Raw genomic sequence first — 13788 nt, forward strand, 5'->3', positions numbered from 1 at the left:
ATAAAACATGTAAAATTGTTAGTACTATACATCATTTTTTATTAAAAATTATTATATATATTTAGCAGACTAATATAAAATAAGAAAAAATAATTATAATAAATATATTTCTTATAGTTTTGTATGAAATATAAAAATTACAGATAAAAAACTAATAAGCATAATAATTAAGTTAATTATAGACTACAGATGGAATTGTAAAGATATCTTGCTAAATCATGTCTGTTAAATTTTACACTATAAAGCAAATGAAAAATAATACCATTTTGAAATAGTTATTTTATAACATTAATTTTAATAAGAAAATAAATAATAAAAAACATTTTTATTTAATCAATAGAGTTTCAAAACTTTTTATCATTAAGTATAATATTAAAAATAAAATCATCTTGGGAACTTGTTAGTAACACAGAGGTTAATGAAGTGTTGTTTCAACAAATGGTGACAAGATGAAACTAAATAAATTTTTGAAATTAAGTATTTTTTTTATAATGATTGTATGTGTCTCATTGACAGTCACTACTTCAATCAGTGAGGTTTTTCATCTTCCTTATTGTCAAGCCTTTACCTATAGCTCTACTCAAAATGTCACTAAAATAGGTCAGAACTCATTTACTGCTTCACAAGTTAAAAATTGTCTTATGCAAAATGGTTTTGAGAATATTAAACGATTGCGTTTAGATGACAAAGGCATCTGGCGTGCTTTAGTAAAATTTAAAAAGTCCCATTTTTTCGTATCCGTTGACTATTCAGGAACAGTTAGCATTCAAAATGAAAGAAAAAAATATGATTGATTTTAAAACTTACAGTAACGTTTCTGTTCATAGCTGTAAGGAAAAAAAATTAAAAAAGTGCTGCCATTCTATTAAAGAATTTGCTTTCATTGGCGGTTTAAATGGTAGCATATCAGGAGCTATCGCAGCAACTCTTGCAGCTTATGGTTATATTGCTCTTCCAGGATTTGGTCCAGTTATAGCAATGGGTATAGGAGTAGCACTTTCTACCGGAATAATAATAGGAACACTGATAGGATCAGGAATGGGAGGGAGTGTTGGTATATGCTGTATTTTATGGGAAATTTATATGAATCATAATAATTCTTTCTCTTATAAATTTCATAATGAATAGAAATTTCGCGTCATTTTTTTATGAAAAAAATCAAATCATCAACAAATTATATGTTCTGTTTTTTGATGAAACAATTATTATAAATGAAATAATATCTGAATTATTAAAATTGCTTTATTACATCTCAAAAAAATAGATTTTTTAAAGTACCTCTTGAAGAAATGTAAGAGAGATATAATTATCATTTCTATGAAGGCTTCCTTTTTTATAGATCAAAAAATGAGAGTTATGTTCAGAAATATAATTTAATTTATTTTCTCTTTCTAAGAACTAATATTTCTATGTAAATTATTTTTATAGATAAAATTTATTTAAAAATAATAAGGTATTTTATGAAAAAAATATTATTATCATTACTGATTTTTATGGCATTTTTAATTCATAAAAACTCTGCATTAGCGCAATCAACAGAAGTAAATATTTATAAATTAGAAGATAATAATTCCAAAAAGGCTATTGGTAGCATTAAAATTGAAGAAAATACATACGGTTTGATTTTCATCCCTAATTTATCTACTTTATCAGAAGGGATGCATGGTTTTCATGTACATGTAAATCCTTCATGTGATACAAAAGATGGCATAATTGGTGGAAGCGCAGGTGGACATTATGATCCGGAACATACCGGAAAACATTTAGGACCTTATAATGTCAATGGTCATCTTGGTGATTTACCAGCACTTTATGTTGATAAGCAAGGGTATGCTATGATGAGCGTTCTTGCTCCACGATTAAAAAAAATCTCTGAAATTAAAGGGCACTCTTTAGTCATTCATTTAGGAGCAGATAATCAATCAGACAAACCATTACCGCTTGGCGGAGGTGGTGCGCGTTTGGCGTGCGGTATTATTGAAAAATAAAGAGAATATTGTGGCAAACTGTGTGAATATTTTATAAGAGTAAAGTTTTTTGAATGTTTAATTTGGATAACAAAAAACTTAATAATAATCAAAACGAATAACAATGGAAATTAAAGAAATAGTGGTATAAATTCTCCGTAAGAAGACTTCAATATGAGGAAGTAATATTTTCAATGTTTGATGTAAACAAAGCAAGAAAATTGAATTTCACTTTCTAAAATATCAAATTTGTAATAAATTATAATTATTAAGTCTAGTATCTAATGGAATTACGCCTCACGTACAAAATAGAACGGGTCTAAAACGGAATTTTTACTCTTCCCCTACTCAAGCCCACTCATGAGATGCACGCAAACAATTTTGATTGATACAATATCAATATAAGGTGGTTTTAAAAGATTGAATGCTAGGATATTTCCCTTTAAGTTTAAAGCAAATGATTCATTATCATTATAAATCAATAGATTATATCAATATAATAAGTCAAATAAAATAGTTAGAGTAATTTTTTATCACTCTGAAAAAAGGGTTTTTAAACAATAGAGTCTTTTTTAAAATACCTCTCATGGATACATATGATCCCAATCTAGTGGACGCATCTCGCCAGTTTGATAAAATTGACGAATGAGCTTAATATAATCAAGAAAATCTTTGTTTTCCTCCACTAATCTATTAGCAGTATCCCAGTCAATATCACTACGTTCTTTGGCTGGAATTAAGATCTCACTCTCGGAAGAGTTTTCCTTATTGAGTCTTATAAATCCAATTCCATGCAAACTTGAAAGCATTCGAAGCTCTTTTAATGTATCAACCCCTTCAATTTCACTAGCAACTAAATAACTCAAATTAGCCCATGAAGAATTACTAACTGTTTGAAAAAATGCTTTTCGTAAATTTGAACGATTGATGAGAATTTTTACTTCAAAAGACCAAAGCTTCGTTTTTTTATCAAAATATTGCAAAACACAATCTTTGATTTCACGATTCCATTCACTGCTTAAATCTTGCATTCCTACGAGATCTGGATAAAGCCATTTATTTCCGCCTGCACCATGTTTATTACGAGAACATTTCTCATTAATGCGCTTGCTGTAAACTGCAAGCTCTGACCATAAAAATTTAGATAATAACGGATAAAGATCATGCTCTTTAATAGAACCATCTTCTGTTCTACTCTTTGCATTGTTCTCTACTGAATCAATTTCAGCATCATCTGTTTGTTTAGTAAAATAATATTGCCGTGGTCGTCCTTCAGTGGTTTTAATTTCTGAATAACGCTTTTGTAACTGAGGGCGTCTTGCTCCTATTTCAGCAACAATTTGCTGAATAAGGGCTGCATCACTATTAAGAGGAGTAATTATTGCCGTTGAATGCTTTTGTTTTTGACGGCATTTATCTGGGTAATTTTCAAATACCCATTGAGCAATTTCTCGAGCTGTAAATTTTGTTGTCGGATTTTTCTTTAAAAAATTAAAAACAGTGTTTATTAAATTCAAAGTCATATGATAAATTCCCCCCTCTCACCCTCTGGATATTTCATTATATTCAGGCTTTTTAAATGAAAGAACAATAAACTATTTAAGTTTTTTAAAAAAAGCATATTTATAAAATTACCCAATGAAATTAAAATATTTTTTTAAATTTGTGACTATAAACTCAAAGATCTTTTCACATAAGGAAAGTAAGATTGTACTTTTATCAAAAATTGTAAATGTGCTAAAAATCCCCATAAAAAATCATAATCTTGTGTAACTTTTCTATACATTTTTCCTTTTATTTTAATGTCGTTAGAAAAAAATACTAATTTTTTGATTTAAGAACCCCTTAATACTTTTAAATTAATGATGCGATAGTGCAAAAAATTAAAAATAATTATCCAAACATTTGATTGCACCTCACATCCGTCGATTAAAAAACTTATGTGTTTTATTTTTGAAAAAATAAATTATGAGCTCTCAAGTATAGATTCTGAAATGGTAAAATCTGCACATAAACCTTCAAAACTATTATTTGCTTTAATAGCATCATGGGGAATAAGAACATAATACCATTTTTTACCGCCATAAGTAGCCGCATAGCGCGTTGCATGACAACACCATTGAACTGCAGCTTCTCTCTTTTTTAACACAATAGGATTTTGCATTTCAGAAGCTTTTTTAGGCTCACAAAGATACTTGGCATCCTCCGTTTCTACAACAAAGTCCGGTTCATAAGTTGATCCTTTATCATATTCTATTCTGAAAAACCCCCGAGCAGATTTCATCCATTTCAATACTTGTACATCATCCTCTAATATCTGAGCAAATCGTAACTCCCCTTCTACTGAATCAAACTTTTGTAAAGGATAACAGCATTTTCTAAAGCCGCTGAATACAAGTTTCTTAATATCGCTTTTAATGGCAGGAATATTACGAAAATCAAGAGGAGACGTCCCTTGCGGTAATACATAATGGATAGGCGATAAAGTTGTAAAACCCCATGTCACTTTACCCTCATAATCTTTTTGCGTTTCCCATTGATGTTCTCTTAATTGCGCAACAATAAAACTAATAAGCTTATGCTGATAGTGAATTAATACGTTCTCAACGGCTGCATCATTGGGTAAATAAGATCGGAAATGTTCTACTATCTGACCAGCTAATTTTCGTAATAAGAGCGTATGGCTATCATAATCGATAAAGTCATTATCAATCAAACCACGAATGATGTAATTTTCGAGATAAGGCTCTTTGACATATTCATTCTCAGAAGTGAGAAAAATGCTTTTATGGGTACGCAATTCTCGAATTAAAAGTTCTTTACTAACAGGTTGCAAATTTAAGTTTTCTAAATTTTCCAAATCAAAATCAGAAAAACCATAAGTCACGTCACGCGAAGGTATGAATACAATATTGGGAATATCTATCATCAATTCTGCTAATTGTTGTATCAAAATTGTAACCACTTTTGATACAAGAGACTTTTGTGATGAAGGCTTAATATTCATAACTTTATTAGCAATTTTTTCCTTTATCGGTGCAGAATAAAGCATTTGAGAACTTGGCAATTTATCATTCTCTTTGATAAGATCCCACGCGATCACTGCAATATCTCGCTCTTCAGGCGTTAATGTAGGGGAATCTGGATTACGTAATATGATACCTTGTAAATCAGATGCTCCATTTATATCGGAATTACGTGTTACCATCGTTTGCATCAATAAAGCTTCTACTTGACATGGAACCGTCACAATATCTGACTTTTCAGAGGGTACATCCCCCTCTCTTCCAATCTCAATATGCTTTTTTATAATTGAGTTTGGATCGTTTGCACGATCAATAATATCTTGAAAACGATCATGCGCAATAATTGTTAAACGATCAATAGCTTCCACGCCTGTTCTATACCCATAAGGCAAACGCAATCCGCGCCCAATTGTTTGCTCTGTTAAAATTTCTGAAGCCGATGCACGCAACGGTACAATAGTATAGAGATTCGTAACATCCCACCCCTCCTTTAATTTATTAACGTGAATAACAATTTCCGTTGGCTCATGAGGATCCTCAATAGCAATAATTTTTTGAATATTTTGATCTTCTTCTATATTTGACTGTTTTGTATGAATCTCTAAAACTTTTCCCTTATAAGCCCCTGAAAAAAAATCATCTGATTCCAATAAATTCCGTAGTTTTTGTGCATGAGTTGTATCTTGAGCAACAACTAAAATAAAAGGCTTAATGAACTTTTTGTTATAATCTTTGGCATAGGCAACTAAATCTGCTTTCACATTTTCATGGGCATGAATTGCATCCTGTAATTTGATATGTTCTAATTGCTCAGATGTATAATTTTGAGGTTGAAAATCTTTACGCGTAGCAACAGCAGGCTCTTTTACAAAACCATCCCTCATAGCCTCTGCAAGTGAATAACTATAGACAACATTTTTAAAATCTACGGGTTTTGCACCTATTGTTTTTGGTGTCGCTGTAAGCTCTATTCCTAAAACAGGTTTTAACTCATTAATTGCCGCTGCACCAGCAGAAGCACGATAACGATGTGCTTCATCCATTAACAAAACTAAATCAGGAAGATTTGCGAGATAATTAAAATAACTTTCGCCAATTGTCTCTTGTAAGCGTTTAATCCTCGGCATACTAGATTTTAGTGCGCCTTTTTTATTATCTGTTGTATTAATTTTAGAAATATTAAAAATATTGATAAAAGCCGTATCTCTATTCTCAAACAAACGCTTTTGTCCTTGAAAATAGTGTTCATCAGCGCGAATACCTTTACCACTTTCATAATCTTCACCTGTAATAATAACGGGTCTATTGGCAATAAATTCACTCATTCCACTGAAAACATACTTCGGACTTTGGGGACTAAAATCCTGTTTTAACTTTTCATAAATAGTCAAATTTGGCGCTAAAACAAAAAAATGGCGACTGCGACCTGTTAAATAAAGATAGCTGATAAAAGCACCCATAAGTCGCGTTTTCCCAACACCCGTTGCTAAGGCAAAACAAAAAGAGGGAAAGTTTCGTTCAAAATCTTGTACAGAAGGATAAAGATTTTTTATCACTTCTAACTCTGCAACCAAATCAGCATTTTTAGAAAGCTCTATATTTTCTAAGATTTTTACCAAAATATTTAAAGATTCACGTTGAGGATCACGTAACGATAAGCGAGCAGAAATCCTTTTTTCAATAGTGTTCATGAAAAACTCCGCTTTTTATATACTATTCAAATAAATCTAATTCTGCTTGCACAATATCTTTATTTTTGTTGTTTTCTTTTACCACAATCACTGGTTCAAGATTGGCTACATTTAAACTGTAATCGTCCCTTCCCCATTCGCATTTTTCTAATACTGCACGGGGGATTTTAGTGAGTGTCAGATTTTCAAAGGATGCTGATTTTGTATCAAAGGCTGTACCACAAATCAGCAACGTGCGATGAGAGCCTACCTCTTCACTCATTATACGGAGTTGTTCATGGGTCATAGCGCTTGTTGTGACATAAATATAATCTGTTTCGGTTGAATACCCTTGCATCCAATAATGATTTTCATCAGGTGCGTAGGTAAATCCCATATGTTTGCACATTGCTTCTGAAAGCATCGCAGCATTATATTCGCGACTAATAATCCATTGTCCCCATGGATCTTTTTGTAACAGAGAAGGTGCAAGGCGATAATAGCGAAATCCACCGCCACCTTGCCAATTGACACTTTTGGAAATTCCCCCTTGATCAGTTCCATCAATGACTTGTTTTAAACGAGGGATAATGTGGGTGTGACAATGCTCACCAAGTTCAATCATAATCCACTTTCTTCCCATTTTATGAGCAACAGCACCGGTTGTGCCAGAACCAGCAAAAGAATCCAGTATAAGATCACCGGGGTTGGTGGCAAGTTGAATGATGCGTTCCATTAACCGTTCCGGTTTAGGAGTTGTAAAGACATTATCAGAATTAAAAACTTTGACTTCTTTTTTGGCATCTTGGTTGTGCCCCACTTCTGTATAGGGCCAAATCGTCATTGAAACCGTACCATTTTTTACTTCTGATAAAAAACGCTTCAGAGAAGGAACATTGCTTCCTGTTGGACCAAACCAAATACGATTATCTTTTAATAATTCAAAGAACTTTTTTTCATTCATAGCCCAACTTCTACCATTAGGGGGCATCACCTTGCGTCCAGAAGGTGTGATGATTTCATAAATATCCTTAAGCGTCACTCTTTTTACGGATAAATCTCCAGATTTCCAAGGGCCGCGAGGATCATTATCAGGATTTTTATAGCGCGCATCCATATCGCTTGAACGAGGAAGCAATTGAGGACGCCAAAACATTTTATCTTTGGCATAAACCATTATAAAATCATGGTTGTCTGAAAGCCACTTTGTATCATTTTGTGGAGCATATTTCTTTTGCCAAATAATGTTGTTTATAAAATTTTGGCGACCAAAAATTTCATCCATCATCACTTTAAGATAGGCTTGTTCATCATCATCAATTGATATCCAGATACTTCCATCATCCGCCAGTAAATGATGTAACAATTCTAGCCTGTCTCTCATAAGGCTGAGCCATAGGGAATGCTCTAAACCATCTTCATAATGTTCAAAGGCATTGCCTGTATTATAAGGCGGATCGATATAGATACATTTTACCTTCCCCATATATTCTTGTTCAAGCGCTTTGAGTGTGAGCAAATTGTCACCAAAAATAAGTTTATTATCAAAAATATCTTGGGATGATATTTGATGCGAAGCGTGATAAGATTTTTCAAGATCTTCTAATAAGATACGAGGCTCTAGTTTTGGGCGTTTTTCTTTTCCAATCCAGTTAAGTTCTAATTTTTGTTTATTATAACTCATGCGATCGTCCTTAAATTCAAACGCTTGTGAAAAGTAAACAGCTTATTCATGAATGGCTAAATTAGAGTCTCTTAACAATACTTTTAGTACCATCCGACAGCAATTTGAGCTTCTTCTGACATACAATCAGGTGTCCATGGTGGATCAAAAGTCATAGTGACTTCAACATACGAAACCCCTTCAACTGCACTGACTGCATTTTCTACCCACCCCGGCATTTCACCAGCAACAGGACATCCCGGAGCTGTAAGAGTCATTTCAATTTTTACTGAACGATCATCTTCAATATCAATACGATAAATCAGTCCTAGCTCATAAATATCAGCAGGAATCTCTGGGTCATAAACTGTTTTGAGAGCAGCAATAATATCATTCGTCATACGATCAATTTCATCTGCTGGAATTGCTGATATATAAGATTTTTTATTTTCGCTTACAGTTTCAACAGATTCTGTAGAATGACGCTTTTCAATTGATTCAGCCATTAAAAAATGTCCTTGTTTCTTTCAATGCTTCTACTAATTGATCTACATCTTCTTGAGTGTTATACATGGCTAATGATGCCCGACAAATAGATGTTAGACCAAAGCGCTGTAATAAAGGCTGTGCACAATGGGTTCCCGCACGTATTGCAACTCCTTTTCTATCAATAAACATAGCGATATCATGGGCGTGAATCCCTTCAATTGTAAATGATATAATAGCTCCTTTATTGGGAGAATGACCATAAATACGCAATGACTTAATCATTTTAAGTTTTTCCTGCGCATAAGCTAAAAGGGACCTCTCATGGGCATGAATCGTGCTACGACCTTTCTCTTGTATATAATCAATAGCTGCAGTTAATCCAATAGCTTCAACAATAGGAGGAGTGCCTGCTTCAAAACGGTAAGGAGGAGCATTATAAAAAACCTTATCGGTTGTTACCTCCTCGATCATTTCCCCTCCCCCTTGAAAAGGACGCATTTCTTCTAATCTATCTTCCTTACCATACAAAACACCAATACCGGTGGGACCATAAAGCTTATGACCTGTAAAGACATACCAATCACAATCGAGATCTTGCACATCAACGGTTAAATGTACTGCTCCTTGAGAACCATCAACAAGAACAGGAATAGAATTTTGATGTGCGAGCTTAATAATTTCTTTAACAGGAGGTACAGTTCCTAATATATTGGACATATGCGTAATAGCAACAAGCCGCGTTTTTTCGCTTAAAGCCTTTTGGAAATCTTCAATGTGCAGAACACCATTTTCATCGACAGGAACAAAAATAAGTTTCACACCTTTTTGTTCACGGAGAAAATGCCAAGGAATAATATTTGAATGATGTTCCATGATCGTTAGAACAATCTCATCACCTTCTTTGAGTTTGGGCATAGCCCAACCATAAGCAACGGTATTAATAGCTTCTGTTGCATTTTTCGTAAAAACAATTTCTTCAGCTTTTTGAGCATTTAGAAAAACACGAACGGTTTCACGAGAATTTTCATATGATTGTGTTGCTATATTGGCTAAAAAATACATTCCCCTATGCACATTAGCATAACTATAGTGATAATAATTATTCATTGCATTGAGTACTGACATTGGTTTTTGGGCAGAAGCACTACTATCAAGATATGCTAATCGCTTTCCATAAACTTGATGGTGCAAAAGAGGAAAATCACGCCGAATTTCTTCGACATTATAAGTAAATGTTTTTACGTTATTTTCCATTTTTTCTACCTTAAACATTTTTTGCAAGCCATTTACTAATGATATTCTCCAAAGCAATTTGAATATTATCTTGCTTGATCTCATCAATGAGCTCAGAGATAAATCCTTTAATCAAAAGTGCACGAGCCGTTTTAAATGGGATACCACGCGCCATAAGATAAAAAAGATAACCATGATTAATATTAGCAACTGTTGCACCATGACCGCATGCAACATCATCAGCAAAAATCTCCAGTTCAGGCTTTGCATTAAATTCTGCATCATCTGAAAGAATAAGGCTATTACAAGCCATGCGTGCATCTGTTTTTTGCGCTTTTTGAGACACACGTATTATTCCTTGGAAAACACCAACAGCCTTATCTGTGACCACATTGCGTATAATTTCGGTTGATGTTGATTTTTCTTCCACGTGACGAACAGTCATTGTAAGATCACTATGTGTTTGTCCTGATAATAAATTTATAACGCGTAATTGAAAATCAGATTCTTCTCCCTGTAATTCAATATCGACTTCTTGGCGATTTAATTGGCTCCCTATATTAATGACATAAAGTGATAACTTCGCTCTTTGATCAAGAACAGCACAAAATCGACCAAATTGCGTAGAATTAAAATCACGATTGCGAATGAGAATCCACGTAACATCACTATCAGCAGCGACATTTAATGAAAATATTGAACTGACAAAGGTATCTTTATCACTGCCAACCTGATGTTCAATAAACATAACTTGACTATTTTTATCAACTTTTATATCCGAAAAAATATGAGATTGTCCCCCCATTTGTATATTTTGTAATTCAATGGGTATATTTAACTTTGTATTTTCAGGGATGTGAAAAAGCCAACCATCTGTAACAAAAGCTGTATTTAACTGTCCAATAAAATCCTCATCAGAAATGTTTTGATTTATCTGTACAGAATTATCTTCTAATGCGTCTGAAAGGCGTTTTACTGTAATATTGTCTACCTTTGACTCTATCGATGTTTTTCCATTGTTTATGGAGAAAACAGCACTTTCTGAAAGCAATGCATCAACCAATTGATTGTCTTGAACTTGTGAAAAGTTGCTAATAGACTTCAGTAAGGTACGCAGATTGGTATAATGCCAGCTTTCGATTTTACGGGAAGGAAGCCGTGTTGTTTGAAACTGCTCAATAGTTTTCTTGCGGATTTCCTGTACAGCTTTATCACCAGGTAAGTCGTTTACACACTGATTGAAATTACTGAGTATATTTTCTTCAACTGCTAACAAGTTTTGCTGTGTATTCATATTCAATAACCTCAAACCGCTTCCCTGATAAGATCAGCATACCCATTTTGCTCTAAATAAAGCGCTAAGGATTTATCTCCGCTTTTAATAATTTGTCCTTTATAAAGAACATGTACCGTGTCAGGAATAATATAATTAAGCAGCCGTTGATAATGGGTAATCACCAAAAATGAACGTTTTGAATCCCGAAGTTTATTAACACCATCTGCAACAATTTTTAATGCATCAATATCTAAACCAGAATCCGTTTCATCTAAAATGCAAAGTCTAGGTTCAAGAAGTGCCATTTGTAAAATTTCAGCGCGTTTTTTTTCTCCACCTGAAAAACCTACATTTAATGGACGCTTTAGCATATCCATATCTATTTCAAGTTTGGCGGAAACTTCTTTAACACATTTTATAAATTCAGGAATTTTAAGCTCTTTGTCACCGCGCGCTTTGCGTTGAGAATTCATCGCAACTTTTAAAAATTCCATCGTTGCTACCCCTGGTATTTCCATTGGATATTGAAATGCAAGAAAAACACCATATGTAGCACGTTCTGCTGGATCCATTTCTAAAAGCGATTTTCCATTATAGAGAATATCTCCTTCTGTTATTTCATAATCATCACGACCAGCAAGCAAATAAGACAAAGTTGATTTTCCGGCTCCATTTTGTCCCATGATAGCGGCAACTTCTCCATCTTGAACTGTCAAGTTTAAACCACGAATAACTTCTGTATCGGTCCCAGCAATACGGGCGTGTAAATTTTTTATCTCTAACATAATTTAATCCTGTTTTGGCTGTTTTTCAGATACCAATGCGTATTATTTTGCCTTAGCATCCATCTACTTTTGTAATTACCATAGAGGTCATTTTTAGCATTATTTGCTACTGTTACAGCCCTTTTACATCAAGTCTTCTATTTATCTAATTACAATAAATTATCCAACACTACCTTCAAGGCTGATACCAATAAGCTTTTGTGCTTCGACAGCAAATTCCATGGGAAGTTTTTGAATGACCTCTTTTACAAAACCATTTACAATTAATGCGATAGCTTCTTCTTCGGGAATTCCTCTCTGCATAACATAAAAAAGTTGGTCATCAGAAATTTTTGATGTTGTGGCTTCATGTTCAAACTGAGCTGTTGCATTTTTTGCTTCAATATAAGGAACTGTATGCGCACCACAATCATTTCCGATTAACAAACTATCACATTGCGTAAAATTACGCGCATTTTGTGCTTTTCGATGTGCTGTAACTTGTCCTCGATAAGTGTTATTTGAAAAACCTGCAGAAATGCCCTTGGAAATAATACGACTGGATGTATTTTTTCCCAAATGAATCATTTTTGTACCGGAATCAATTTGTTGATGACCGTTTGCAACAGCAATAGAATAAAATTCTCCACGCGCATTATCACCACGGAGTAAGCAGGATGGATATTTCCAAGTAATCGCAGAACCAGTCTCAACTTGTGTCCATGAGATTTTAGAGCTATCACCTCGACAATCTCCACGCTTCGTCACAAAATTATAAATACCGCCCTTTCCATCTTTATCGCCAGGATACCAGTTTTGTACTGTAGAATATTTAATCTCTGCATTTTTAAGGGCAATAAGTTCAACGACAGCCGCATGAAGTTGGTTTTCATCACGTTGGGGTGCTGTACACCCTTCAAGATAAGAAACATAGGAATCTTCAGCGGCGATAATCAATGTTCGTTCAAATTGGCCAGTGTTGCGTTCATTAATCCTAAAATAAGTTGAAAGCTCCATAGGACAACGAACCCCTTTGGGAATATAAACAAATGAACCATCTGTGAAGACAGCTGCATTTAAGGCCGCATAATAATTATCACTTATAGGTACAACTGTTCCTAAATATTCCTTAATAAGCTCAGAATGTTCAATAATCGCCTCTGAAATAGAACAAAAAATCACACCAGCACGTGCCAGCTCTTTTTTGAATGTTGTTACAACAGAAACAGAATCAAAGACTGCATCAACAGCCACCTGCCCCGATACAGACATACTGTCATCGAAAGTAGAGGGATCAGACTGTTTTCTTACTCCTGCCAAAATCTCTTGTTCTTTAAGGGGAATGCCAAGTTTTTCGTACGTTGCTAATAACTCAGGATCCACTTCATCCAAAGATTTTGGTCCTGTATGATTTTTTGGAGCAGCATAATAATAAAGCTCCTGAAAATCAATTTTAGGATATTCAAGACGCGCCCAATGAGGCTCTTGCATTGTCAGCCAACGTCGGTAAGCTTTTAAGCGCCATGTTAGCATCCATTCAGGCTCATGTTTTTTAGCAGAAATAAATTTGATAATATCTTCATTTAAGCCTTTTGGAGCTTTATCTGTTTCAATATTGGTTTCAAAACCATATTTATATTGGTCAACATCTATTTCACGTACTTGGCGTATTGTTTCTTGTACTGCCGGCATCAATTTTC

Annotated in this window: 11 protein-coding genes; 3 read left to right on the forward strand and 8 right to left on the reverse strand. The window is 34.0% G+C overall.

The genetic code is table 11. The annotated features are described in order from the left end of the window. The first annotated feature begins 449 nt into the window (after positions 1–449). The 3 genes from U736_RS0109885 to sodC all read left to right on the forward strand — a co-directional run bounded on the left by U736_RS0109885 (position 450) and on the right by sodC (position 1988). The gene (locus U736_RS0109885; RefSeq protein WP_015856389.1) at positions 450–794 is read left to right on the forward strand and encodes a hypothetical protein; all 345 of its coding nucleotides are present in this window, start codon (positions 450–452) and stop codon (positions 792–794) included. Beyond that, positions 772–1128 carry a membrane protein gene (locus tag U736_RS0109890; RefSeq protein WP_015856388.1) on the forward strand — a complete coding sequence of 119 codons (357 nt, stop codon included), beginning with the start codon at positions 772–774 and terminating at the stop codon, positions 1126–1128. The genes U736_RS0109885 and U736_RS0109890 overlap by 23 nt, the downstream gene beginning before the upstream one ends. Before the next feature lie 332 nt (positions 1129–1460). Then, the gene (gene sodC / locus U736_RS0109895) at positions 1461–1988 is read left to right on the forward strand and encodes a superoxide dismutase family protein (RefSeq protein WP_015856387.1); all 528 of its coding nucleotides are present in this window, start codon (positions 1461–1463) and stop codon (positions 1986–1988) included. Between the two features lie 563 nt (positions 1989–2551). Here sodC and U736_RS0109900 read toward each other — a convergent pair. From U736_RS0109900 to sufB, 8 genes are all read right to left on the reverse strand, one after another. Further along, positions 2552–3490, reverse strand: coding sequence for a COG2958 family protein (locus tag U736_RS0109900; protein ID WP_015856386.1), 939 nt, complete (start codon positions 3488–3490; stop codon positions 2552–2554). Between the two features lie 443 nt (positions 3491–3933). Further along, entirely contained in the window at positions 3934–6684 is a 2751-nt protein-coding gene (locus tag U736_RS0109910) for a DEAD/DEAH box helicase (protein WP_026500745.1), read from the reverse strand. 22 nt (positions 6685–6706) lie between these two features. Further along, positions 6707–8347, reverse strand: a complete 1641-nt coding sequence (locus U736_RS0109915; RefSeq protein ID WP_015856384.1) for a site-specific DNA-methyltransferase — start codon at positions 8345–8347, stop codon at positions 6707–6709. An 83-nt stretch (positions 8348–8430) separates the two neighbouring features. Beyond that, positions 8431–8832, reverse strand: coding sequence for an SUF system Fe-S cluster assembly protein (locus tag U736_RS0109920; RefSeq protein WP_015856383.1), 402 nt, complete (start codon positions 8830–8832; stop codon positions 8431–8433). Continuing rightward, positions 8825–10069, reverse strand: a complete 1245-nt coding sequence (locus U736_RS0109925) for a cysteine desulfurase (RefSeq protein ID WP_026500746.1) — start codon at positions 10067–10069, stop codon at positions 8825–8827. The genes U736_RS0109920 and U736_RS0109925 overlap by 8 nt, the downstream gene beginning before the upstream one ends. A gap of 10 nt (positions 10070–10079) precedes the next feature. Next, complete coding sequence (gene sufD, locus U736_RS0109930; protein ID WP_015856381.1) at positions 10080–11342, reverse strand: Fe-S cluster assembly protein SufD; 1263 nt, start codon at positions 11340–11342, stop codon at positions 10080–10082. Between the two features lie 11 nt (positions 11343–11353). Then, complete coding sequence (gene sufC / locus U736_RS0109935) at positions 11354–12109, reverse strand: Fe-S cluster assembly ATPase SufC (RefSeq protein ID WP_015856380.1); 756 nt, start codon at positions 12107–12109, stop codon at positions 11354–11356. Positions 12110–12268: 159 nt separating this feature from the next. Next, entirely contained in the window at positions 12269–13780 is a 1512-nt protein-coding gene (sufB, locus tag U736_RS0109940) for a Fe-S cluster assembly protein SufB (protein WP_015856379.1), read from the reverse strand. Positions 13781–13788: the final 8 nt, after the last annotated feature.

Source organism: Bartonella grahamii ATCC 700132 (assembly GCF_000518085.1).
Lineage (GTDB): Bacteria > Pseudomonadota > Alphaproteobacteria > Rhizobiales > Rhizobiaceae > Bartonella > Bartonella grahamii.